The sequence below is a fragment of the Paenibacillus macerans genome (assembly GCF_050565405.1).
GTDB lineage: Bacteria > Bacillota > Bacilli > Paenibacillales > Paenibacillaceae > Fontibacillus > Fontibacillus macerans_B.
The window spans coordinates 267,131-293,193 of sequence record NZ_JBNYYG010000001.1; the positions used below are offsets into that span (position 1 = coordinate 267,131).

A 26,063-nucleotide genomic window follows, 5' to 3' on the forward strand; every position below is an offset into this window, starting at 1 on the left:
AAGATGAAAACCCGCCCGCCGGAAACCAACAAAAAAAATATGGCGCGACTAAATAGCGGAAATAAGCGGAGATGATACGCTCAAATGAGCGGAATCGCTGGAGAGCACTGCAGACTTTCTTTCTAGTCTCCTTTCTTTTAACCGGCTGCTGGAACAAAAATGAAATCAACGATATTGCGATGATCACGGCGATAGGTATCGATAAACAAGAGGACCAGTATGTCATAAGTATGCAGCTCCCGGTTTCCCGGATGTTGGGACCTGCGATATCCGGAGGAGGCGCAAACGGGCAACTGGTATCGGATGCGTCCAGAACGGTGTCGGAGAAAGGGCCGACCGTGATGGATGCCTTTCGGCAAATTCAGCAAAAGCTGTCCAGGAAGATTTTCTTCTCCCATAACCGGGTCATCGTATTCGGGGAAGATCTTGCCCAAAGCGGCGTCCTTCCGGTGATGGATTTTTTTGAAAGATACCGGCAACCGCAGCTTCCGAGCTACATGTTCGTTACGAAAGGCAAAGCGGCGGATATTTTGTCGTTTAAGCCCAAAATCGAAACGGTGGCCGGACAACAGATGCGCGAAGAGGCCGATAACCGATACGGTCTGTCGATTCGCGCCAAGGATTTTTTGAATGCCTTGATGATGGAAGGGGAGGAACCGGTGGCGGCGCAAGTGGAGATCATCCCTACCGAGTTGATCGAAAAAGGACGATCGAAAGAACCTCATCAGCCCTCTGACGAGAAGACGAGTATTTCCATGCTGGGTGCGGCGATCTTCAAGGAGGACAAATTGGTCGGTTGGCTGGATGACGTCGAAACGAGAGGACTGCTCTGGTTGAGAGACGAGGTGCGGGCCGGAGTCGTAACCATTTCGGTTCCTCAGGAGGACGGCGGCGGTAAAATCAGCGCGGAGTTGAGCGAAAGCAGCACCAAAGTGATTCCGATACTCAACGGAAATCGACCGAGCATTCAGCTTAAAGTGATTTCGAATGAAGAAATCTATGAGAATGACTCCAAACTGGATCTTAGCGATCCGAAGGCGGTCAAAAAAGTAGAGGAACTCCTTAAGCGGGATATAGAACAACGCATGGAATTGGTGCTAAACAAGGTGCAAAAAGAACTAAAAACGGATTCCTTCGGATTTGGGGATGCTTTCTAACGAAAATTCCCCAAAGTATGGAAAGGTGAACTTAAAGGCCAATGGGAGGACTTGTTTCCGAGGCTACCGGTACGTATTGACATAAAAGTGAACATTATCGGAACGGGGCTAAGCAACAAGCCTTATCAAAAAGGGATGGAATAAAGGAAGTCAAGAAAGGAACAAAGTAAAAATGGTGAAGATTTCTTTCTACCAGCTGTTTGCGATAACGACCATGTTCCAACTCGGGACAACCCTGATTTTTGCTTTCGGAGGCAGCGCAGGCCGGGATGCTTGGATCGCCGCATTGATGAGCACCGGCCTTGGCGCGGTTCTCCTCGGCGGGTATACGTTATTGCAAAAGCTGCATCCCGGCCAAACCTTGATCGAATGGTTTCCTTCCGAATTCGGCCGATGGATCGGAGTACCGCTAGCCTGGCTCTATCCGCTGGTGTGGTTGTATGATATGGGGCGCGGAGTAGCCGATTTGAAGTTTCTGCTTCCCGCGACGATTCTCCCCGGAACGCCGGCATGGATTATGGTAGGCTGTTTCCTGATTCTCATCCTATATTTTCTGTTTAGCGGCATTGAAGTGATTTGCCGGATGGGAGGGGTGATTTTCCCGATTCTTCTCGCGCTATTCTTGATTGAAATTGTTCTGCTGCTGATCTCCGGCACGCATCATTTTTCCTATATTGAGCCGGTTTTGGGCGAAGGCTGGGGCCGGGTCTGGGAGGCGGTATGGCCGCTCGCCATGATTTGGATTTTGCTGGGAACGCCCAAAAAGCTGTTGAGTACGAATATTTCGGCGACGCTGACGGCCGGGATCATCATCTCGTTGTTTGATATGCTTGCGATCATTGTTTTAGGGGAACATATTTTTGTAAGGGAGTATTTTCCTTTGATTCAGACGCTCAAGCAGGCGAGCCTAGCCGAGTTCGTAGAGAATCTTGATGTGCTTTTCGTGATCTATTTGTTTCTGTCCACGTTTTTCAAAATGACGCTGCATATGTATATGTCGGTAGTCGCGGTTAGGCAACTGACCAGGAACCGGGATTCGAAATGGCTGATGGTTTTCTTAACGGGTCTGACGTTTTTCGTCGGGATGACGATGGCGAAAAATATGCCGGAGCATACGACGATTGCGTTCCGGCAACTGCCCAATTTCATTTGGCTGCCCTTATTTATTATCGTCCTGCCCGTCCTTCTGCTGCTCGTTTCCCTGATCCGGAAGCTGGTTAGGTATACCTATGAACGCCAATATCCTGTGGCCTTGGGGCTATGAGGCCATGAGCCGCTATCCTTGGGAATTTCTCGCCTTTCTGGCCCTTCTGGCGCTGCTGTTGTCGCCAATAACCTAGATCCGGGTCAAAAAGATAGGTAAACCCAAACCCAATGGCAAAGACTCCGGGACAAAAGCCGGCCAAAATCATGGGCAAGAATCAAGGCCTCCTGCTCCGTGAGCAAGAGGCCTTGCGAATCCTAGAAGAAGAACGGGAAGAAGAATCTTCTGAAGAAGAAAAACGGGTACGGCCGGCGGATAAAACGGCGGAACCGGCGCGGGTATCCGTAGCCGTAACCAAAGCCGCCTCCGTAGGGGAAGCCGCCGTAAGGATAACCGAATCCCCGATCCTCCATTTCTCCGACGGGAACGAGCAGGTAGACGTGCTCGTCATCCATTCCGTCAATGATCCCCTCGTAAACCTTGCCGTCGGTACCTTCCATTTGCATCAAATGATGGTGGTACTTTTTGCACATATCCATCATCTGATTTTTGTGGCTGTTGTCCATCGGCTCCTGATACATCGGACTAACCTGGCTTGGCGTGTTGCCGTAAGGCGAATACATATTAGGCATGTGACTGAATTCCTCCTTTTTAACTTGATGCAGTATATTCGCGGATATGGGCATTTGTGCAGTGGGCATGAGCCTTGCGGGAAAAGAATCGGCTTTGGCTTGGGCAGCGGGCGTTAACGGTTGCGGCGGACCGGAAGAGCCATGTGCGGGTATTGCCACACTCCGCTTGTACCGGAGTGCGGTTGAATATGCTAAGATGGGGTTGCATCCGGTCATGGACGCGATGCATGGCCTTGAATTATCTAAACGGATTCAACCTTATCCGATGGGAGGATGTATCGAACATGAAACTGTTAATTACGGGAGCCGCCCGTGGGCTTGGTCTGGAAATCGTCGGGGAAGCGCTGCGGCGCGGCCATGAGGTGGCGGCCGGCATTCGCTCGCTGGATACGAACGTGGAGGCGCTGGAGGAACTGCAGAATGGGACTCCCGGTAAGTTGACGCTTTTGGAACTGGACGTGGACGAAGAGGAGTCGGTCGCCAAAGCCAAAGAGGCCATGGCAGCCCAATGGGGGGCGCTCGACGCATTGGTGAACAACGCAGCCATCTTGATCGCGCGGGAGCAGACGATCGAGCATCTGGAGTTCGCCGCGATGGAGAACACCTTCCGCACGAATCTGTACGGCCCGATGAAAATGGCGAAGCATTTTCTGCCGCTGCTGAAGGCCGGCACCCGTCCCAGCATCCTGAACGTGTCTTCGGAGGCAGGCGGCTATGCGGGCGCTTATGGCCGGGACTTCCCGTACGCGTTGTCCAAGGCGGCGCTGAACTTCTTCACCGCCCAACTGCGCAAGGAGTTGGTTCCGCAGGGCTTTGCGGTTTACGCGATGCACCCGGGCTGGATGCGCACGTCGATGGGCGGCAGCAAAGCGCCGGGCGATCCGCTGGACGCCGCGCGCGGCATCCTCGATCTGATCGAAGGCAAGCTTGTGGCCGATGCGGACGCCGTGATGATCGACCGTGATGGCAAGGCGATGCCGTTGTAAGGCGCGCTGCCAAGCCTGAAGGCAGCATCGAACACACCGGTAGGGCGAGGAATAAGGGTATTTTATGGCTTTATTTTGGTGAAATCAGCAGGTTTGGATAAAATAGTGGAATTTTTTGGCCTTATTCAATCGCATGAGTTTCTATTGGAGCCTGTTTTTCCGAATTAGGGCCCTTTTTGGGCCTTATTTTTGTTTACTAGCTGCAAAGCAGGTAAATAAGGCCATTTTTTACCACTATTGCTCCTGCAGTCGGGCCACAACAAGGAAAAAGCCGTATCCACATTCCAACCCCGACCGGGAAACGCTCCAAAAACAGCGCCACAACGGCATTTCCTCCCGGACAAGCCGGGGGAAATGTACCCTGCCTACCCAGGAGTACCTATCCAAGCAGGGCAAAAATCCTATATGCTTTTCATTGGTAAGCGCCCTTCACCTCTATAGACGGAATAAAAGGGGTTCCTATATTATATAATGACAGCGCTACCAATAAAGATGGGGGGTCATCCCATGCTTAGACATTCCAGAGTTTTTCGCAGCTTTTTGATTTCGTATGTGGCTATCCTGCTTATCCCCTGCATCGGCGGGTACGTTTCCTACCGGACCTCCATATCCGTGACGCAGTCGATCTCAATCGAGAACAGCGTCATCCAGCTGGAGAAAAGCCAGGAGCTGCTGGAGCATCGCATGGCGGAAGTAGAGGGCATGACGAGGCAGCTCGCGATCAGCCAGGAGATCAACGCCCTGATGAACGATCGCGGAACCGAAAGGGATGTATACGGCATTTGGAAAGCGATGCGCAATGTGCTGACGTTCGGGCAAACGAACGATTTTCTGCGCAATTATTTTATTTATCTGGCCAATTACGATCTGATCGTTACCTCCGGTTCCTCCTACCGGCCCGAGCATTATTACGAATTCTTCCACTATAACGACCTTTCGCTGGAGGAATGGGAGGAGCAGGTGCTGGGTAAAACCCACCGCAGCGAAATCAAGCCGCTTACCCCGTTCACCGAAAGGAACGCCGAAACCTCGGTCATCACGTACATGCAATCGCTGCCGCTGGACAGCTTCGACGATTCGTCGCCGGCGATCGTCGTCGTCCTGATCGACCAGAAGACGATAGCGGGGCTGCTCTCCGGCCTGACGGAACAAAGCGGCGGCTGGGTTCATATTTACGATGCCGAGGGCAACACGATCGTGCTCCAGGGCGAATCAGCCCTGGATATCGCCAAATTGAAGGCGGATCCTCGGTTCGATGAGAATAAAACGAGCCAATTTTACGGCGACGATCTCGTGATCACCACCCGTTCGGATAAGAACGGCTGGATCTACCAGGCCGGTATTCCCCGGAGTACCTTGATGGAGAATGCCAACAAGATCAAGCGGGCGACCTGGATGATCACCGGCATCGCGATGTTAATCGGTCTGCTGTTCGGCCTGCTCCTGGCTTACCGGAACAGCATGCCGATCAACCGCCTGATCGGCGTAATGAAGGATCAATTCGGCAAGGACGAGGGCGCGGAGCGCAACGAGTTCGACTTCCTGAGCGGGAATATCGCCGGCATGATCACCAAAAACAAGCAGCTCGAATCCGAGCTGACCCGTCAGCTTCCGCTCGTGCGGGACGCTTTTCTGAAGCGGCTGATCGCCGGGGAATTCGAATCGCGGGACGAAATCGCCTCGGCGGCGACCCAGGCCGATATCGCGCTCAAGAACGGGAAAGGCTACGTCGGCGTGCTGCAAATCAACGGTTACGCCGGGATGGACAGCGTGGAAATCCTCAACGAGCTGAACGCGACCCGGCTGCTCATGAAGCAGTCGCTTTCGGAAATGGGCGGTCCGCTGCCGATGACGGATTTGGGTTCGGACAAGATCGTCGTTCTGTTGTTCTCTGAAGTGGACCGGGAGCCCGGTCCGGCGGAGGAAGAACGGATTACCGGGCTGATGGAACAGCTGGCCCAGTACGTGTTCAGCGAATACAAAATTTCCATGCAGGCCGGCTTCGGCGAATCGTTCGACTCCGTCATGGAGGTGGGCCAATCCTTCGAGCAGGCGAAGCAGGCGCTGGAATACGCAGTATACCTCAATAACAAAAAGGGTATGATGTGGAGCCATGAGACCCAAATCGAAAATACGACCTACTATTACCCGCTCGATACCGAACACCGCCTGATCAGCACGGTGCGGGCAGGGGAGCTGGAGGAGGCGCGGAAGATCATCGATTCGATCATCGCGCAAAACCTCGGACAGCGGGAGCTATCGGTCGAGATGAAGCACCAACTCGTCGGCGAAATCAAAGGGACGTTCCTCAAATTGCTGGATCAGAAAATCTTTATGGAGTCTCCGCTGTTCGAGGGCGTCAAGAAACGGATTATCGAGATCGGCTTCACTGAGCCGCTCGAATCGATCCAGCAGGACATCCACGCGATCATGGAAGAGCTGTGCGGCTATATTTGCAATCGCAAGAAGGATTCCCACGCTCAGCTGATCAAGCAAATCTACCAATATACGGCCGAAGCGTATGCCGATCCCGACCTGACGCTGTATCGGGTCGCCGAACACGTGGAACGGCCGGAGAAATACATCTCCCAGCTGTTCAAGGAAGTCACCGGCGTAAACTATTCCGACCATCTGATCAAGGTACGAATGGATCAAGCCGCCGTCCTGCTGAAGGAGAGCAGTTACACCGTCGACGAAATCGCGGCGCGGGTGGGGTACAACAGCTCCCATTCGTTCCGCCGGGCCTTCAAGCGCTTAACGGGCATTTCGCCCAGCGCATATCGCCAATCCTATCATGAATAACCGGCTTGCCGCAGCCCGAAGCCGCACCGTCCTTACCCGGACGGTGCGGCTTTTTCGCGTCCCGTCGGGCGGCCGGAACAGGACAAACCCTGGACGGAATAATGGCTCCCAAACCGAAGGATGGACCCCGGAAAACGGGAGATCTGTACGCAAAAAGACGGAAGTGTACCTGTTCAACCGCCGCATCGATCCACTATGATCGACACGAGAAGAAAACGCTATCATACATCGCAGGCCATTTACATTAGGGGGGATTACTCTGGAAAAACAACTTGCAATGGAACCGAAGTTCGTTCCGGACAGCAAGCGCCGGGTCAGTTACTGGCGGGTTGCGCGAAAAAATATCGTGAAGCACTGGCAGCTTCATCTGCTGGTGATTCCTCCGGTTCTGTTCTTTCTGATTTTCAAATATTACCCGATGCTGAACGCGGTTCTCGCCTTTAAGGACTACAACGTCATCAAAGGGATTTGGGGCAGCCCCTGGGTCGGCTTCAAGCACTTTCAGCTGTTCTTTGAAAATCCGATGTTTTGGACGCTCGTCAAAAACACGATTTTCCTCAGCGGCTACCTGATCCTGGCGGGATTCCCGATTCCGATTCTTCTGGCGCTGATGATTAACGAGATCCGCGGCGGCCGCTTCAAGAAGTTCGTACAGCTGATCTCCTTTGCGCCGTATTTCATCTCGACGGTGGTCATGGTTTCGATCATTATGCTGTTCCTGGCGCCTCGGCTCGGCTTCGCCAACATCGCGCTCAATTACTTCGGACTGGAGTCGATCAACTTTCTCGGCGAACCGGGCATGTTCCGTTCGATTTACGTCTGGTCCGATATCTGGCAGACCGCGGGCTACAATGCCGTGATTTATCTGGCGGCTTTGGCCGGGGTCGACCCGACCTTGTATGAAGCGGCCAAAGTGGACGGGGCCTCGCGGTTTCAAAAAATCCGCCACGTCGATTTGCCGGGCATCATCCCGACGATCGTCATCATCCTGATCCTGAACGTGGGCAACGTGATGGCGCTGGGCTTCGAAAAGGTCTATCTGCTGCAAAATCCGCTGAACCTGGTCAGCTCCGAGATCATTGCCACCTACGTTTACCGGATCGGCCTTTTGAACGCCAACTACAGCTTTGCTACGGCGGTCGGGTTGTTCAATTCCGTCATCAACCTCGCGTTGCTGCTGACCGTCAACGGTCTGGCCAAGCGGCTTACGAAAAACAGCATCTGGTAGAAAGGAGTTAAGGTATGGCAGCTACAGCGGCAATATCAAGAAAAAGAATCAAAGAATCGGCGGGAGACCGCATTTTCCTGGGCACGATTTACGTCGTTCTGACCCTGCTCGTCATCATCGTGCTTTATCCGCTCATTTACATCATCAGCAGTTCCATCAGCAGTCCGGCGGCCGTCACCTCCGGCCAGGTCTGGCTGTGGCCGGTCGACATCTCCTTCAAGGGATTTGAGGAGCTGTTCAAGCGGGGGGAGGTTATTACGGGGTATCTGAACTCGATCTTTTATACGACGGCGGGCACCCTGATCAGCGTCACGCTCACCATCATGATCGCGTATCCATTGTCGCGACGCGGTTTTTTCGGACGGAACGTGCTGATGATGGTCATCACCTTCACGATGATCTTCAGCGGCGGTTTGATTCCGACCTACATGGTGGTCAAAGGGCTGGATCTGATCGATACCCGCTGGGCGCTGCTGATCCCGAACGCCATTTGGGTATGGCAGGTGATCATCGCCAGATCGTTTTTTCAATCCTCGATTCCGGAGGAACTGCTGGAAGCGAGCGAAATCGACGGCTGCAGCGACTTCCGGTTTATCCGGAGCGTGGTGCTTCCGCTGTCCAAGCCGATTATCGCCGTACTGGTGCTAATGTATGCGGTCGGTCAGTGGAACTCCTATTTCGACGCATTGATCTACCTGAAATCGGCGGACCTGTTTCCCCTGCAACTGGTATTGCGAAGCATCATTATTCAGAACAACAGCGGCAGCAACATGGACGCCATGGCCATCGTGGAGAAGCAGCAGCTCGCTGAACTGTTGAAATATTCGCTGATCGTCGTCGCTACCTTGCCGGTACTGATCATTTATCCGTTCGTGCAGCGCTATTTTGTCCAGGGGATGCTGGTCGGGTCGGTCAAAGGCTGATTCGCGTCGCCGGACCGGCAAATTTCCGGTTGCGTCCGGCGGCTTCCGACTTCATTATTAAAGGAGGTGATGCTCTCAGCTTTGGCACCAGGAGAGTTGCGGATGTACGACTTATTACTTCAATCCAAAAGGGAGCGATCAAATTTGAAAAAGAGCCTCTTAAGTTTGTTCATGCTGGTTCTGGCGTTCACGCTCGTGATCAGCGGCTGCTCGGGGAAAAATACAAACAGCCCGAACGGCGCGCAAGGCAATGCCGAATCCGGCAATTCCGGGGCATCGGCACCGGTTGAAGTCAGCGTCTTCGCGGTCCAGGAATCCGGGATCGACATTCCGACCAACAAATTTACGAAATATTTGGAAGAGAAATTCAACATCAAGTTCAACTGGCAGATCAACCCGTCGGACGGCGCGAAGGAGAAACGCCAAATTTCCCTGGCGAGCGGCGACTATCCGGAAGCCTACCTGCTGACGGCCTACATCGACGAGTTCTCCCAAGCGGACGTGCTCAAATACGGGCAGCAAGGGGTATTGATCCCGCTGAACGACCTGATCGATAAATATGGACCGAACATCAAAAAGGCCATGGAAGAATCCCCGGAAATGAAAGCGCTGTACACGGCCCCTGACGGAAATATTTACGGGCTCGGCGCATACACGGAATGCTTCCACTGTTCGTATCCGAACAAAATGTGGCTTAACACCGAATGGCTCAAAAAGCTCAACATGGAAGAGCCGAAAACGACGGAAGAATTCAAGGCGATGCTGCAAGCATTCAAAACGCAGGACCCGAACGGCAACGGGAAAGCCGACGAAGTGCCGCTCAGCGGTTCCACGGAAGACTTCGGCGTGCGGATTATCCCTTACCTGATGAACTCCTTCGTGTACGACGACGACCGGAACTATCTGAACATGGAGAACGGCAAGGTCGTTTCCGCAGCGATCAAGCCGGAATGGAAGGAAGGCCTGGCTTACATCAAATCGCTGTACGACGAAGGCTTGATCGACCCGGGGGCCTTCACGCAAAATGCCGAAGCCTACAAGAAGATCGGCGAGAACGCGGACGCGGAAATTCTCGGCGCCGGCGCGGGGATGCACCCGGCCATCTTCGTGAACATCGATCCGGGCAACACCCGTTCCGCGCACTACAATCCATTGGCCCCGCTGTCCGGACCTAACGGCGTTTCGTACACCACGCATGATGCCGGCGGCGTAACGTCGGGCGCCAAATTCGTCATCACGAATAAAGCCAGCGAAGAAGCGCAAATCGCCCTGATCAAAGCGATCGATTACATGTATACGCCGGAAGGGCAAACCAACGGCGGTACCGGGATGAAAGGCATCGACTGGACCGATCCGGAGCCGGGCGACAAGGCGTTGGGCGAAGGCGTGCAGCCGATGGTGAAGACGATTCCGATGAAGGAAGGCGAAGCGCCGCGCAACGCAGGCTGGAGCGGCATGGGTCACTTCTACATGCCGAAGGAATACCGCGACACCTGGGTACAAGGCGAAGATATCTACGCTTCCGACGGCTATGAACGCAGACTTTACAACGCTACGTTGTTGTACCAAGGACATGAGCCGAAGGAAATTTTCCCGATTTGGTCGATCTGGATCGACCCGAGCGAAATTGATGAAGCCAGCATGCTGCAAACGAACCTGAAAAACTACATCGAGCAAAACGAGCTGCAGTTCATTACCGGCAACAAAGATTTGAACAAGGATTGGGACGCTTACGTAAAAGGCTTGAAGGATCTTAAGCTCGATCGCTACCTGGAAATCCTGCAAAAGGCTTATGACAATTCGGCAAAATAAAGTAAATACCGTGCCGTGAGGGCCTTTGGGCGATCCGCTGCACGGGAGAAGGATGCCGGCCTGTGAGGGCCGGCATTTTTTTAAGACTTCAGTATAAACAGCGGGCCTGGTTCCCGATATGCCGCAACAAAAATGAGGTGCGGACATGAGGAGCCGCTATGGAAAGCGATTCATTTTCCGAAAGAGTGCCACTGCTCCGCCAAGTCTACATCTAGACAATGAAGCTAACGGACACCAGAGCCCTTATTTCGCCCCAAATGGGGATTTACACATTGTAACGGACCGAGGAGACTCTATTTGCCTTCAATGGCTCCGAGTGCCCTCCTTTGGAGACTAATAAAGTCTTTGGTGTCCGTTACAATGGGAAATAACCGGGAAATGAGCGAATAAGGTCATTACGGTCCGTTACGAAAGACAGGTTTGCAAGGAACGCAAGAAAAACTACCGCTAAACGCGGCCTGTCTTCTTTGAATGTACGTCGATTGACGTTTTTCTTAGGACAAGTGATAGATAGAGAGGAGTGGATGTGTTATGTTCAACAATGAAAGCGGTACCCGCGGCCAAGCGCTTGTCGTTCACCGCTCGGGGCTGCCCCGGATCCGCGCCAAGCTCGCCGGAGAAGGGGGCATAACGATCGCCTTTCTGGGCGGATCGATAACGGAAGGCGCCGGGGCGTCCGCGGCCGACGAGACCAGCTGGCGGGCTTTGACCGGACGTTACCTGCAGGAGAGACTGGGCGACAGACTGCTGCGCTGCATCAATGCGGGCGTGGGCGGAACCGATTCCGCCTTGGGCGCGTTTCGCTTGCGGGAGCACGTGCTGCGGGAGGGAAACGTGGACCTCTTGTTCGTGGAATTCAAGGTCAATGACGGCGAGGATCGCGAGGAGTCGCTCCGCGGCATGGAGGGGATCGTCCGCCAATGCCGGCGGCTGTCCCCGGAGACGGACCTTTGTTTCGTGTACGCGGGAGCCGAGAAGAATTTTGCCGGGCTGCGGCCGTTTAACATCGCCGTCCACGAGGAAGTGGCCGAACATTACGGCGTGCCTTCCGTCGATTTTGCCGCCGGCGTGTACGGGATGATTCAGGCCGGGGAGGCGGAATGGGCTGCGCTCGCGCCCGATGGCTATCACCCGAACGATGCGGGGCACGCGCTGTATGCCCGCTTTATGCGGGAGTATCTGGATCAAGTATTGTTTGGCGGGGAGCATCAGGCCGGGAAACGGCCGAATGCCATCCCCGGCGAACCCTTGATCGACGGGAATTACGAACATGCCGCCATGCTGATCTATGAAGCGGCCGACTATTCGGACGACTTTCGCATCCGCAAGCTGCGGCCGGGCGAGCCGCTGATGAACTGGCGGTATTCCACGGAGCATGTTTACGCCGATGCCCCGAACGCCAGCCTGACGTTCGAAACGCAGGGGCGGGGCGCGGGCATGCTGCTGTTTTGCGGCCCGGATACCGGCATCATCGAATATTCGGTGAATGGAGGCCCCTACGTGGAGGCGAATCCGTTTGACGACTGGTGTCTCGGGGCTTACCGTCCGGTGCCGTTGATGTTTCCGCCGATGGGGCGGAGCGGCAGCCTGCATATCGCGGTCCGCAATACGGGGCGGAAGGATGGGCGAAGCCAAGGGACGGGTTGGCGCGTGCTGAAGCTGCTCGCCTATTAAGCCTATATAAGTTGAACTAAAAATAATACGAGTAAAGCAAGAGGGTGAAATGATTCTGAAGAAACGGCAGTGGTCGCCTTTGTGAGTGGATTTCAACGACATTCGAATTTAGTTAAATAAAGAAATCCGCGAATAACAGCGATCGTAAGCATATTTCACACGGCTGCCCCATCACGTACAAACAATAGTTCAACTTATCCTAGATGGCAAAATCAAAAATGAGGACGAACGGTGGTGCTAAGGATGCCGGAAGAACAAAGCAAACGAGGATTCGCGGGAACTGCGGGTCAGGAAACTCCCGTGGTGATTTCCCTGCGGGATTTCGGGGCCGAGCCCGATACGGCTGCGGATGCGCAGCCGGCCATGCGGCTGGCCCTGGAGGCGGCGGAGCGGGCGAACGGCCCGGTCGTGATCGATATTCCGCGCGGGCGGTATCATTTCTACCCGGAGTCGGCGATCCGGGCTCCCTATTACGTGACCAATACGGCGAGCGAAGAGGAAACTCCCGACGTCACGAAAACGATCGGCCTGCTGCTGAAGGGACAGCGGCGGCTGACGCTGAGAGGAAACGGGTCTCTGTTCCTGTTTCACGGCAAGCAAACGATGCTGCTGTTGGACGGTTGCGAGGAGATCGCAATTTGGGGTCTGCACTTCGATTACGCCGCGCCTACGGTGACGGAAATGACGATCGAATGCTGCGATGCCGCGGAAGGAGTAATCGAGTCGGCGGTGCACCCGGATTCCCGGTACGAGATCCGGGAAGGCCGTCTCGAGTGGGTCGGCGAAGGGTGGCGTTTCCGGGGCGGACCGATGCAGCTCTGCGACCCCGCCCGCAATACGACCTGGCGGGTCGATGATTGGCTGGAACGGGCGGAACGGGTCGAGGAGCTTGGTCCGGGAAGGCTGCGGTTTTATTTGGGAGGCGGCATGCTTCCCGAAGGTTTGGCCCCCGGTCTGGTCGTGCAAATGCGCGACGGCATTCGCGATCAGGTCGGTGTGTTGATGTACGAAAGCTCGGATATCGCCTTCACCGAGGTTGGCATGCATTTTATGCACGGGCTGGGCATGGTCGGGCAATTCAGCGAAAATCTGACCTTCGAGCGGATGGACCTGTCGCCGCGGTCCGAAACCGGACGGACGGTCGCCGGATTTGCCGACTTCATCCACCTGTCGGGCTGCAGGGGGCGCGTGTCCATTCGGGACTGCCAGTTTGCCGGCGCGCATGACGATGCGATCAACGTCCACGGAACCTATCTCCGCGTGGTTGACCGTCCCGCGCCCGACCAACTGACGGTGCGGTTTATGCATCCGCAAACCTATGGATTCATGGCGTTTCGCACGGGTGATGAGGTCGGCTTCGTCAATGCGGACGCGCTGACGACGTATGCGGGCGGACGGGTGAGCGCCGTTCGGCGACTAGGTCCCCGGGAGCTGCTGCTTACGTTGGAGCAGCCTGCGCCGGAGCGGATCGGCGAGCGCGACGTGTTGGAGAACGTCACCTGGACGCCGGAGGTGGAGATTGTCGGCAATCGTTTTGCCCGGATTCCGACGCGGGGCATTTTGGCTTCTTCCCGGCGGCGGACGGCGATTCGCGGCAACGTGTTCGAGCGAATGCGCATGAGTGCCGTGCTGGTCGCCGCCGATGCGAATTCCTGGTACGAGTCGGGAGCGGTGACGGACCTGGTTGTGGCCGATAACCGGTTTATCGCCTGCGGAGGCGAAGAACATGCGGTGATCCGGATCGCGCCGGAGAATCGGGAGGGGGTTACGGAGATGCCGGTTCACCGGGGCGTGGTCATCGAACGCAACCGCTTTGAATTGGGGCCGGCGGGCGATGTTGCGCTATCGGCCCGAAGCACGGAGGGACTGGTGTTTCGGGACAACGAGATCGTGCCGATCGGCGGGAGCGGCGCAGCGCCGGTTGATCCGAATCGGGCGATTCAGTTGGAGGTTTGCGGAGACGCAGTCATTTCGGGCAATTTCTTCGGAACCCACAAATTGAACTAGGGGAGGCAGAAATAATGGGAGAAAACATGAAGCTGCAATACGACAGACCGGCGTCCGTTTGGACCGAAGCGCTGCCGATCGGCAATGGCCGCCTTGGCGCGATGATCTACGGCGGCGTGGAGCGGGAAACGATCAGCCTGAACGAAGACACGCTGTGGTCGGGTCATCCGCGCGATTGGAATAACAAGGCCGCCCGGGAGGTCTTGCCCGAGGTGCGGAAGCTGGCCCGGGAGGGCCGCTATGAGGAAGCCGACCGGCTGGGGCGGCAAATGCTGGGGCCGTACACGGAATCGTTTTTGCCGTTCGGCGATTTACATTTGAGCTTCGAGCACGGAGGCGCCAGCCATGCCTACCGGCGTACGCTGGATCTGGCGAACGCCGTCCACCGGATCGAGTACGGCATCGGCGGCGTGACTTATACGCGCGAAATGTTCGCCTCCAGCCCGGACCGGGTCATCGCCTTGCGTCTGACCTGCAGCGCTCCGGGCCTGCTGGACTTCCATGCGCGGCTGGACAGTCCGCTGCGCCATGCCGCGGTTGCCGAGGGCGAAGCCTTCGTGCTGCGGGGAACGGCGCCGGAGCGGGTGGAGCCGAACTACGTCGGAGCCGACCGGCCGATCCGCTACGGCGATCCGGAAACCTCGCCGGCCATGGCGTTCGAGGGACGGCTCGCCGTTGCGGAAACCGACGGCAGGGTCAGCGTCGACGGGTCCGGCATCCATGTGCTTGGCGCGACGGAGGCGGTGTTGTATTTCAGCGCGGCGACCAGCTTCGACCGGTTCGACCGGGTTCCCGGGTCCGGCAGAACGGGAATGGCCCCGGCGGAGGCGGCTGCGGCGGGAGCCAAGGAGGACCTGGCCGGGGCTTTGGCCGGGCGGTACGCGGAGCTGCGCGAACGCCATATCGATGATTACCGCGGCCTGTTCGGCCGCGTCGGCTTGCATCTCGGCGAATCGCCGGCCCCTGAGGAGATGGATACGGAGCGGCGGATCGTGGAGTTTGGCGCCTCGGACCCGGGGCTGGTCGAGCTGTTGTTCCACTACGGCCGGTATTTGTTGATCGCCAGCTCCCGGCCCGGCACGCAGGCGGCCAACCTCCAGGGGATCTGGAACGCCTCGACCCGCCCGCCGTGGAGCAGCAACTGGACGCTGAACATCAACGCGGAGATGAACTACTGGCCGGCCGAGGTCTGCAACCTGCCGGAATGCCATTGGCCGCTGCTGGACATGATCAGCAACCTCGCCGAAAACGGGGCGAAAACGGCGGCCGTCAATTACGGCACCCGGGGCTGGACCGCTCACCACAATACGGACATTTGGGGGCAGACCGCACCGGTGGGCGATTACGGCGACGGCGACCCGGCCTGGGCGTTTTGGCCGATGGGCGGCGTATGGCTGACCCAGCATTTGTGGGAGCACTATGCGTTTGGCGGGGATGTGTCCTACCTGCATGATCTTGCTTATCCGATCATGAAGGATGCCGCGTTATTCGCCTTGGACTGGCTGATCGAAGACGGAGCGGGCCGTCTCGTGACTTCCCCGGCCACTTCGCCGGAGCATAAATTCCGCACGGCGGAGGGCGTCGCCGCGATCAGCGAAGGCTCCACGATGGATATTTCGCTGATTTGGGAGTTGTTCACCAACTGCATCGAAGCGTCGGGCATTTTGGGTATCGACGAGGAATTCCGGAAGGAGCTGGAGCAGAAACGCGAGCGGCTGCTGCCTTTGCAAATCGGGCGTTACGGACAACTGCAGGAGTGGAGCAAGGACTTCGAGGACGAGGATGTCCACCATCGCCACACCTCTCATCTAGTGGGCGTGTACCCGGGCCGGCAGCTGTCGGCGGAGGATACGCCGGAGCTGTTCGCGGCGGCGCAAACGACGCTGGAGCGGCGCGGCGACGAAAGCACCGGCTGGAGCCTGGGCTGGCGCGTGGCGCTGTGGAGCCGCTTCGGCGACGGGAACCGCTCGCTGCGGCTGCTCGGGAACATGCTGCGCCTGGTGAAGGACGGCGAGACTGAGCGCTATAACCACGGCGGCGTGTACGCCAGCCTGTTGGGAGCCCATCCGCCGTTCCAAATCGACGGCAATTTCGCCGCGTCGGCCGGCATCGCCGAAATGCTTCTGCAATCGCACCGCTCCGAACTGGTGCTGCTGCCGGCCCTGCCGGATGCCTGGCCGGACGGAGAAGTAAGCGGGCTTCGCGCCCGCGGCGGCTTCGAGGTGAACCTCCGCTGGACGGAAGGAACGCTGGCGGAGGCGGAAATCACCTCCCGGCTGGGGCATGCCTGCCGCGTAAGAGCGGGGGTGGGCGGAGAAGCTCCGGTTTCGCTTTTGGTATACCGGGGCGATGTTCCCGTTGCGACCCTGCGGATCGACGGGGGCGCGGCACAGTTCGCCACGGAGAGCGGAGAAACTTATCGGCTGGTGCCTGCATCCCGGGCGGCCGTGGAGGAGTGAAGAGCATGAGCTTCCATCAAACGGAGAGCGGAGCAACGAAATTGTGGTATACCCGGCCGGGGCTGGCCTGGTCCGAGGGTTTGCCGATCGGCAACGGGCGCATGGGCGCCGTCATTATGGCCGCGCCGGGCCGCGAGGTCTGGAACTTGACCGAGTCGACCTATTGGTCGGGCAAAGCCCAGGAGGAAGCGGCCGCCGAGAACGGCGGCAAAGCGGCGCTGGAGGCGATCCGCGAGCGGCTCTTCGCCGGCGATTATGCCGGCGGGGACCGGCTGGCGAAGCAAGCGCTGCAGCCGCCGAAGCCGAACTTCGGCACCCATCTGGCCATGTGCGATGTGTTGATCGAATTCGCCGGCGCGGAGGAGAACGCCGGGCCTGAGACTGTCGGCAGCCGCCAAATGGCGGGCGATTCCGCTCCCGCCGCGAACGGCTTCCGGCGCGAGTTGGACCTGGCCACGGCGCTGTTGAAAACGACCGGCGGGCCAGGCGGCTCGCCCTTGTATCGCGAAATGTTTGCCTCGCATGCCGATGATCTCATCGTTTCGCGGATCCGAAGCGAGGCTCCGGAAGGCGTCGCGTTCACGCTGGAGCTGGCGGGGCTGACGAGCGAGTTCTCCGTCGCCTCCGCAGGGGCGGCGGCGCTGGAGTTCCGCGGCCGGGCAACCGAAACGGTGCACAGCGACGGCACCTGCGGCGTGGCCTGCCGCGGCCGCGTCGAGATCGAGGCGTCGGGCGGCTCCGTCCGGGTTCAGGACGGGCGGCTGGTCGTCAACGGCGCGGACGAGGCTTGCATTTATTTGACGGTGGCGACCGACTACCGCAGCAGCTCACGGACTTGGGAGAATGCCGCAAAGCTGCGACTGGCTTTGGCGCTGTCCAAAGGCTACGATCACCTGAAGGCGGATCATTTAGCCGATTACGAGCCCTTGTTCCGCCGGGTTTCTTTATCGCTGGGCCCAACATCGTCCGAAGCGTCAAGCTTGCCTACAGATCAGCGGGCCGCGCTGTTGCGGCAGGGCGCCGTCGATCCCCAACTGTTCGCCTTGTTCCTGCAATACGGCCGCTATTTGACTTTGGCCGGCTCGCGGGAGGATTCGGTGCTTCCGCTGCACCTGCAAGGCGTCTGGAACGACGGCGAAGCCTGCCGCATGGGCTGGAGCTGCGATTATCATCTCGACGTCAACACGGAGATGAATTACTATCCGACCGAGGTGGTCCATCTTGGCGAAAGCCACCTGCCCCTGATGCGATACCTGGAGGATTTGGCGCGGGCGGGAGAGCGGACGGCACGGGACTTTTACGGCTCGCCGGGCTGGGTCGCCCATGTGTTCTCCAACGTCTGGGGCTTTACCCAACCCGGCTGGGACACCTCCTGGGGGCTGAACGTGACCGGGGGGCTTTGGCTCGCAACCCATATGATCGAGCATTACCGGTACAGCCTGGATCGCGGTTTTTTGGAAAAACTGGCCTATCCGGTGCTGCGCGGGGCGGCCGTCTTTTTCCTCGATTACATGACGGTGCATCCGAAATTCGGCTGGTTGGTGACCGGCCCGTCGAACTCGCCGGAAAATCATTTTTACCCGGGAGCGCCGGAGGAGGGGGCCTGGCAGCTGTCGATGGGATCTACCATGGATCAGGTGCTGGTGCGGGAGCTGTTTGCGTTTTGCCTGGCGGCGGCGGAGTTGCTGGATGAGGACGCCGGGCTGCAGGAGCGTCTGAAGACCGCGATTCCGCTGCTGCCGCCGCTTCGGATCGGCCGGAAAGGGCAGTTGCAGGAGTGGCTGGAGGACTATGTAGAGGCCCAGCCGGAGCATCGCCATTTGTCGCATCTGTTTGCGCTGTACCCCGCTCATCAGATCACGCCGGAGCATGCGCCGGAGCTCGCGGCGGCGGCCCGGGTGACGCTGGAGAACCGGATGCAGCAGGATGAGCTTGAGGATATCGAGTTTACGGCGGCGCTGTTCGGGTTGTATTTTGCCCGGCTGCAGGACGGGGACCGGGCTTTGAAGCATATCTCCCACCTGATTGGAGAGCTCTGCTTCGACAATCTGCTAAGCTTCTCCAAAGCCGGGATCGCCGGGGCGGAGACGAGCATCTTCGTCATCGACGGTAATTTCGGCGGCACCGCGGCGATTGCGGAAATGCTGCTGCAAAGCCGTCCCGGCGGCGACATCCTGCTGCTTCCGGCACTGCCGGCGGCGTGGCCGGCGGGCAGGGTGACCGGACTGCGGGCGAGAGGCGACGCCGAAGTCGATTTGGCCTGGGAAGACGGTCGCCTGACCGATGCGGTCGTCCGCGCCCATTCGCCGGGATCGTTTACGCTGCGCCTGGGCGGCCGGCACGTTACTTTCGAGGCAGCGGCCGGCGGCGAATACAAGTTTGATGCTTCGCTTGAACTCCAACCGGTTTAGCAGAACAAACACAAGCAGCAGGGCCAACCCCGAGCGGAAGTTAAGTCTCCGCAAGGGCGGCCCTGCTGCTTGTTTTCAGCGAACTCCATGGACGTTATTTCGTGTTAATCGCCAGTCTTTGCGTACTAACGAACTGTAAAGTCCTTATTTGGGAGAAACCGACGCTTTGAGCCCTCTTCATGCCTCGATAGCGAGTCTGGAGAGGTTGTCGATTAACTGTTAGCAAGTTAACTGATGCAGCATAAGAACGGCAAATTAACCTTGAAATAGCTTGGCAGCGTAGAGACCCAATTGCATTTGGTCGAGTTCGCGTAACGGCCGAATGCAGGGATTGGACGAAAAATCGTACAAATACACTCATGTCATGGTCGAGGGCAAGGGGTTTGTACGATAAATCATCTAAAATCGCTCATGCAACGGCTTGATGCAGATGTTTTGTATGAAAAATCGTATAATAACGCTCATGTAACCATCCGATGCAGGGATTTTGGGCGAAAATTCGTACATTATCTACTTTGCAGCCTCAAGTTAGAATCCGGCTTGTCGCTCGAATAGGGTTCTTCGCTGGAGTTAAGCGTTCTTCATCAAACGGATCGTTTCTCCTTTTGAGGTTTCAAGCTCCAGTAGTTCTCCGGTAATCCGCGGAGGTTCCTCGCCCGGCCGGCCGGATCGCGTGCAGTACGCCCCATCCCGCCAAGGGACATGCAGCTTCAGAGGCGCACCGGCTTCGCAGACGATTTCCACCCATTGTACTTCGCCGCCCGCAAACGCCGCGCTCACCAGGAAACCGCCGGCGGCTCGCAAGCCGCCGAACTCGGCCCGCCGCTCGTCCGGCCAGTTGGGGAACAGGCGGAGAGTTCCGTTGTAGCTTTGCAGCAAACACTCGTTGATGACGGCGGGTAAGGCGAAATTCTCGAACCAGATCCCCATGCGCGACATAAAATCGAAGTCCGTCGTGTCCCGGTAACGTCCGCCGCTCATCAGCACCCGGTCGGTGCAGGTGCCGTTCGGCAGCTCGCAATAGGCGATCTGCCGCTTGAACCGCTCCAGGTCCAGCACGCCCAGCCGGGCTCCGGCCAAATGGTAAAAGACCAGCTCATTCCCGCCTTCATTCCGGTGATTGAGGTAGGTGTTGACCGCGATTCGGTAGTCGTCCGGCGCGGAATGCAGCCCGTGTTCTTCGCCCGGGAACACCGCAGCGAGCGGGACGGGCACATTATACACCACCTCGGGATCCTCACCCGAGACCGAAACGAATACCGGTCCGCGCGGCGATTCCGCCACGGGATATTCCGGAAAATGCCCCGAAATTTCCTCTATCTCGTTCAGCAGATCCGTTTCGTAGTCCGTTCGCCCGAGCACGTTGCAGGCCTCGGCGAAAGCCCGGAATATAAACCGGGTCAGCGTCAGATCAATCAGGGCATCGCTGTTTTTGGCGAACCCCGGCGTGATCTCGTACAGCTCCGGCACGACCGTCGGGAAAATATGATAGCGGTCGTCGTTCCAGCGGTCGCCGCGGGCTTCCGGACGTTTCATATAGTCCACCATGAACAGGACGGCCTCCTTGATCGGTACGAACGCGCGGTCCCGGAGGAAGCTTTCATCCATGGAATACAGATAATGCCACCATAGACTCTGCACGGTCCACGGCGTCTCGCATACCTCCCAGCCCCAATGCGGCACGGGGTACGGCATCATCGACATCTCCACCGGATAAGCGGAGTGGGGAAAGTAGGCTCCCCGCAAGCCGTAATACTCTCTGGCCCATTTCCGGCTGACCGGAAGCACCTGATCCACCATGTTGACGTAGGGCAAATGTTTGTCCAGATGGTTGCTGGTGAACGCCACCCAAAAAGGCTGCTGGGTGTTGTAATTCATGTGGTAGTCCCCGTGCCAGTCCGCGCCGATCTTCCGGTAGCTCCAGTTGGCGAACAACCCGGGGCAGGTAACGCCTTCCCTGACGGAGCAGTTGAGGAAATACAAATTCCGGTACCAGACGCGTTCCAAAACGTCGTCCTCCAGCGCGACAAACGAGCATTTCCAGTAAACGCGCCACTGTTCTTGCGTCCGGGCAAGCGCCGCCCGGTAACGGGATAGATCGGGACGAGGGGGACGGACTGCCGCTGATGCCGATCCCCCCGATGGAGCCGGAGGCAACGAGGGGTCACGATCCAACAGAGCTGCAAGTCCTTTCGAACCGCCTTCTTCGCCCGTTTTCTTATCGCGGCCCTCGATATCGGACCGCCGCCCCTCCCGCAGCTCGGCGCAGGCGAGGAAGCCTCGGGCCGGATCGGGCCGGAGCCGGAGCCGGAGCGCGAGGCCGTTTTCGTCTGCCGGTCCTGCCGCCGCCGCGTCCGCTAACCGAATCGCGAGACGGAATGCCTTATCCTTCGCATGCCCGGGGTAAGGGGATGCGGGCCGCTCCTCGTACGGGAGGATCTGCATAAAGCTGAGCAGGCCCGCAGCCGGATCGGCCTCTACGACCGGAGCCGGGAATTCGGCCGGCGTTTCCGGATCGGGCAGCAGCCGGACTTCCTGGAACAGCGGGATGCCGGTTCCCGTTCCGGGGTCCGTGACGGACATCCATAGCCGGTCATCCCCGGCTTCCACGAAGGCTTCGAACCGGGCGGGTTGGCCGTCCGCCAGAAAATCCACGGTGCAGCGCCCGTCGCCGATATGGACAGTATGCCCCAGCACCTCCGCCCGCCGCCGGTCATACCGCAGCAGCAGCGAGCCGCAAGGCATCGGGCGGGGATACGGCTTGCTATAGTTATCGCCGGCCATTCGGCAGTATTCGCGGTACCAAGGGTTGTCGGTCAGCTGCGGCAAGTCCGGGGGCAGGGCGGCAAAACGTTCGTACACCTCCCGAAAGGTGAGAATTTCATCGGCATGCCGCTCGGCGATCCGGATGTCCCAGACGTTGTTATGTCCAAAATGAAGCAGAAGCGCATCGGGCCGGGTCGTGACCACGACGCCCAGCCCGCCGTTTCCGAGCAGCGCCCCTTCAAAAAAGTCGGCGGCGGGTCCGCGGAACGTAATATTATGCCGTCCGGCCCGTGCATAGGAATCGGTAGTCGCTCGCATCTGGCGATCATCAAAGTTGTTTTCGCTCAAGGCTGTTTCCCTCCTCTGGGTCGACTGCAGGTTGAATTTCGGATCACCTTCAATGTATCCGAACCTGAACCAAGTGTATTTAGCGGGAGGTCCCGCTTTTGCACAATCGTCGGATAAGTTGCGAGGCATCCCGCCAAATGTCCTGCCGGATTCTCAAATGTACCCCGCCTCAGGCGGCGGCGAAACCGCAAGACGGGAAAGTGTACGCCCTGCACCGCAAAGGTACCTTTACGCTCCCAAATTCACAAGGTAACATCAACCCTAGAAAGCGCTGTCAAACAGCCGCGCGAAACGGCGCGAATCCGGCATGATCAGCGTACGCATTCATCGCGACAAGGGGGAGACACGTGAAAAAACTGCATTTGCTCAGCAACGCGCATCTGGATCCGGTATGGCAGTGGGCGTGGGACGAAGGGGCCGCTGCCGCGATATCGACGTTCCGGGCCGCGGCGAATTTTTGCGAGGAGTATGACGGATATCTTTTCAACCATAACGAGGTCATTTTGTATCAATGGATCGAGGAGTACGAGCCGGCGTTGTTCGCGCGCATTCAAAGGCTGGTTCGGGAGGGCAAGTGGCACATCATGGGCGGGTGGTATCTGCAGCCGGACTGCAACATGCCTTCGGGCGAGTCGTTCGTGCGGCAGATGCTGCTCGGGCGGGAGTATTTCCGTAAGAAATTCGGCGTGCGGCCGACGACGGCGATCAATTTCGATTCGTTTGGCCATTCGCGCGGGCTGGTGCAGATCATGCAGCAGGCGGGGTACGACTCGTATATTTTCATGCGGCCGGACGAGTTCCCGGCGCTGCCTGCACGGGATTTCGTCTGGGAGGGCTTTGGCGGCAGCCGGCTGACGGCCCATAAGATCGCGGGCAGCTACAATTCGGCGTTGGGCAAGGCCCATGAAAAAATCGGCCAATGGCTCAAGGACAACGGCGACGAGCCGATCGGCCTGATCCTGTGGGGCGTGGGTAATCATGGCGGCGGACCTTCCCGGCTTGATCTCGACCGCATCGGGGAGATGATGACGGCCTCCGCCGATTTCGAGATCGTCCACTCGACGCCGGAAGCCTATTTCCGCGAGCTGCCGAAGGCCAAGGCGCTGCCGTCCTACGCCGGGGATCTCAATCCCCGGTTCGTGGGCTGCTACACGTCGATGATCCACATCAAGCAGCGGCACCGCAAACTCGAAAACGAGCTGTATTTGACGGAAAAAATGCTGGCCGCCGCCGAGCTGCAGCACGGCCTCGACTACCCGGCCGAAGAATTGCGAGCGGCCTTGCGCGACCTGCTGATGGCGCAGTTCCACGATATTTTGCCGGGCACGTCGATCCAGCCCGCCGAAGAGGCATCGCTGAATATGCTCGGCCATGGCCTGGAAACCGTCAGCCGCTTGAAGACGCGCGCTTTTTTTGCCCTGGCCGCCGGTCAGCCGAAGGCGCAGCTGCAAGAATATCCGGTGATGGTCTATAATCCCCATCCGTTCCCGGTCAAAGGCATCTTCGAATGCGAATTCATGCTGGAGGACCAAAACTGGGGCGAGGGCTTTTCCAACCCGGCGGTTTATCGCGATGGCGAACCCGTTCCTTGTCAGGCGGAGAAGGAGGAAAGCAACCTGAACCTCGATTGGCGCAAACGGGTCGTGTTTGCGGCCGAACTGGCGCCGACGTCGATGAACCGCTTCGACTGCCGGATCGAGATGCTGGACCGGAAGCCGGTCCCGGCGCTGCAAGCGCAGGAGGGGGCGATTCGTTTCCGGACCGGGGAGCTCCAGGTCACGGTTAACGCCCGCACCGGGCTCATCGACGAATTCCGGGTCCGCGGCGGCGATTCGCTGCTCAAGCCGGGGGCACTGGCTGCGTTGGCCATCCGGGACAACGAGGACCCGTGGCGGATGGACGCCCGCGCGTTCCGCGAAGAGATTGGGCGCTTCGAGCTGATGGATGAGGCGGAAGGCAGCGCCTTCTCCGGCGTCAAGGAAACGCTGCCCTCCGTCCGGGTGATCGAAGACGGCGCGGTCCGCACGGTGATCGAGGCCGTGTTCCGGTACCGGGATTCGTTCCTGGTCCAAACCTACAAGCTGCCGAAGCAGGGCACCGAGGTGGAAATCGGCGTGCGCGTCTATTGGAACGAAAAAGACACGATGCTGAAGCTGGCTATGCCGACCGCGTTCGGCGAAGGCGGACGTTTCCGCGGCCAAACGGCCTTCGGCATCAGCGAGCTGCTGGAGGACGGGACGGAGGCGGTCGCGCAGAAATGGGTCGCCGTCGAGGGTGGCGCGCCGAATGGCCGGCGGATGCTGACCTGCATCAATGACGGCGTATACGGCTGCGATTACCATGGCGGCGAGCTGCGCCTGTCGCTGCTGCGCAGCGCGGGGTATTGTGCGCATCCGATCGGCGACCGGCCGATCATGGCGCAGGACCGATTCTCGCCGCGGATCGACCAGGGCGAGCACCGATTCGCCTTCTGGCTGAACGCGGGCGAAGCCGAAGAGCGGGCCGTCCGCATCGACCGCGAGGCGACCGTCCGCAACGAACGGCCGTATGCGTTGTCCTTTTTTCCGTCCGGGGAAGGGGAGCGTGCCGGAACGCTGCTGCTGGAGCTGGACGATGAGGCGGTGCAGGTGGCCGCGTTCAAGCGGGCGGAAGACGGGGACGGCTACATCCTGCGTTTGTTCGAGCCCACGGGTCAGGCGAGGAAGACGTCTCTATCCGTGCCGCTGCTGGGCCTTCGCGAAGAGATCCGCCTGAACGGCTTCGAGATCGCCACCTTTCGGATCGATGCCAAAGCCGGAACGTTGTCCGTCTCCGAATTGTGCGAGCACTCTACCTTAAACGAAGGAGCGAATCAAGACCATGGCCAAGAAAAACGGCAGCGGAAGTAAAGCAAGGGCATCATCAAAGGCATCATCAAAGTCGGCGACAAAGGCAAAGGTGTCATCGGGCTCGGCTAAATACGTGATTTCCCTCGTCGCCGTCGGCATCGTGGTGCTGGCCGCCTCGATCCTGTTTTGGAAGAACGGCGACTCCGAGGCCTCCCCTCTGAACGGGCTGCCCAACTATACGGAAATCCGCGGCGATTACGACGCCGAAGGGCTGAAATACGAAAAACAGCCGCATCTCGGCAGCAGCACGGCCAAGGTGAAGGTGATCGAGTTCGCCGATTTCAAGTGCCCGGCCTGCAAGAAGTGGGAGGAAACCTATTTGGAGCGATTCAAGCAAGAGTTTATCGATACGGGGAAAGTCGAGCTGTATTTCATGAATTTCGCCTTCATCGACCGGGATTCCATCATGGCAGCCAGCGCCGGCGAAGCGATTTATGCCCAGTCGAACGAGAAGTTCTGGGAGTTCAAGCGCAAGCTTTACGCCCGCCAGGGAGACGAGACGAAAATTTGGGCCACGCCGAAATTTCTGCTGGATTTCGTCAAGGACAACATCGAGGGCATCGATTACGCCCGGTTCGAGCAAGATCTGACGGAGCATGCCTATATGCTCCCGGTCAAAGAGGATTTCAAAACCGCCGGCAATTACGGGGTGAACGGGACGCCGCAATTTATGGTCAACGGCGAACTGCTGCCGGGTTCCTCTTATGAGGATCTGGCCGCCGCGATCGAAGCCGAGCCGGCGACTATACCCGGCGGCGAGTAATTG

Annotated in this window: 14 protein-coding genes and 1 pseudogene; 13 read left to right on the top strand and 2 right to left on the bottom strand. The window is 58.2% G+C overall.

What is annotated here, in order from left to right; translation table 11 throughout:
• Positions 1 to 71 precede the first annotated feature (71 nt).
• Positions 72 to 1,301 (top strand): annotated as a pseudogene (locus tag ACQ4N8_RS01135) (Ger(x)C family spore germination protein).
• A gap of 28 nt (positions 1,302 to 1,329) precedes the next feature.
• The gene (locus ACQ4N8_RS01140; RefSeq protein ID WP_430702471.1) at positions 1,330 to 2,421 is read left to right on the top strand and encodes a GerAB/ArcD/ProY family transporter; all 1,092 of its coding nucleotides are present in this window, start codon (positions 1,330 to 1,332) and stop codon (positions 2,419 to 2,421) included.
• Between the two features lie 197 nt (positions 2,422 to 2,618).
• Here ACQ4N8_RS01140 and ACQ4N8_RS01145 read toward each other — a convergent pair whose 3' ends face one another.
• The gene (locus ACQ4N8_RS01145; protein ID WP_430702472.1) at positions 2,619 to 2,993 is read right to left on the bottom strand and encodes a hypothetical protein; all 375 of its coding nucleotides are present in this window, start codon (positions 2,991 to 2,993) and stop codon (positions 2,619 to 2,621) included.
• 284 nt (positions 2,994 to 3,277) lie between these two features.
• On the opposite strand from ACQ4N8_RS01145, the gene ACQ4N8_RS01150 reads away from it, so the two are divergent.
• The 9 genes from ACQ4N8_RS01150 to ACQ4N8_RS01190 all read left to right on the top strand — a co-directional run bounded on the left by ACQ4N8_RS01150 (position 3,278) and on the right by ACQ4N8_RS01190 (position 19,295).
• Positions 3,278 to 3,979 (top strand): SDR family NAD(P)-dependent oxidoreductase, encoded by a 702-nt coding sequence (locus tag ACQ4N8_RS01150; RefSeq protein ID WP_430702473.1) that lies wholly within the window; start codon positions 3,278 to 3,280, stop codon positions 3,977 to 3,979.
• A 507-nt stretch (positions 3,980 to 4,486) separates the two neighbouring features.
• Positions 4,487 to 6,781, top strand: coding sequence for a helix-turn-helix domain-containing protein (locus ACQ4N8_RS01155; RefSeq protein ID WP_430702474.1), 2,295 nt, complete (start codon positions 4,487 to 4,489; stop codon positions 6,779 to 6,781).
• A gap of 277 nt (positions 6,782 to 7,058) precedes the next feature.
• Entirely contained in the window at positions 7,059 to 8,009 is a 951-nt protein-coding gene (locus ACQ4N8_RS01160; protein WP_430702475.1) for an ABC transporter permease, read from the top strand.
• 14 nt (positions 8,010 to 8,023) lie between these two features.
• Positions 8,024 to 8,932 (top strand): carbohydrate ABC transporter permease, encoded by a 909-nt coding sequence (locus ACQ4N8_RS01165; RefSeq protein ID WP_430702476.1) that lies wholly within the window; start codon positions 8,024 to 8,026, stop codon positions 8,930 to 8,932.
• 144 nt (positions 8,933 to 9,076) lie between these two features.
• The gene (locus ACQ4N8_RS01170; protein WP_430702477.1) at positions 9,077 to 10,744 is read left to right on the top strand and encodes an extracellular solute-binding protein; all 1,668 of its coding nucleotides are present in this window, start codon (positions 9,077 to 9,079) and stop codon (positions 10,742 to 10,744) included.
• A gap of 531 nt (positions 10,745 to 11,275) precedes the next feature.
• Positions 11,276 to 12,418 (top strand): SGNH/GDSL hydrolase family protein, encoded by a 1,143-nt coding sequence (locus tag ACQ4N8_RS01175; RefSeq protein WP_430702478.1) that lies wholly within the window; start codon positions 11,276 to 11,278, stop codon positions 12,416 to 12,418.
• Positions 12,419 to 12,661: 243 nt separating this feature from the next.
• A complete protein-coding gene (locus ACQ4N8_RS01180; protein ID WP_430702479.1) occupies positions 12,662 to 14,425 on the top strand; it encodes an alpha-1,3-galactosidase-related protein in 1,764 nt (587 codons plus the stop codon).
• A 14-nt stretch (positions 14,426 to 14,439) separates the two neighbouring features.
• Positions 14,440 to 16,884, top strand: coding sequence for a glycoside hydrolase family 95 protein (locus tag ACQ4N8_RS01185; protein WP_430702480.1), 2,445 nt, complete (start codon positions 14,440 to 14,442; stop codon positions 16,882 to 16,884).
• A gap of 5 nt (positions 16,885 to 16,889) precedes the next feature.
• Positions 16,890 to 19,295: a glycoside hydrolase family 95 protein gene (locus tag ACQ4N8_RS01190; protein WP_430702481.1), complete on the top strand. Its 2,406-nt coding sequence runs from the start codon at positions 16,890 to 16,892 to the stop codon at positions 19,293 to 19,295.
• A 570-nt stretch (positions 19,296 to 19,865) separates the two neighbouring features.
• Here the strand turns inward: ACQ4N8_RS01190 and ACQ4N8_RS01195 are convergent.
• Positions 19,866 to 22,409, bottom strand: a complete 2,544-nt coding sequence (locus ACQ4N8_RS01195) for a glycosyl hydrolase family 95 catalytic domain-containing protein (protein WP_430702482.1) — start codon at positions 22,407 to 22,409, stop codon at positions 19,866 to 19,868.
• A gap of 347 nt (positions 22,410 to 22,756) precedes the next feature.
• Here ACQ4N8_RS01195 and ACQ4N8_RS01200 point away from each other — a divergent pair, with 347 nt between their 5' ends.
• Positions 22,757 to 25,297 carry a glycoside hydrolase family 38 C-terminal domain-containing protein gene (locus tag ACQ4N8_RS01200; RefSeq protein ID WP_430702483.1) on the top strand — a complete coding sequence of 847 codons (2,541 nt, stop codon included), beginning with the start codon at positions 22,757 to 22,759 and terminating at the stop codon, positions 25,295 to 25,297.
• Positions 25,269 to 26,060: a DsbA family protein gene (locus ACQ4N8_RS01205; protein WP_430702484.1), complete on the top strand. Its 792-nt coding sequence runs from the start codon at positions 25,269 to 25,271 to the stop codon at positions 26,058 to 26,060. Before ACQ4N8_RS01200 ends, ACQ4N8_RS01205 begins: the two co-directional genes overlap by 29 nt.
• Positions 26,061 to 26,063 lie beyond the last annotated feature (3 nt).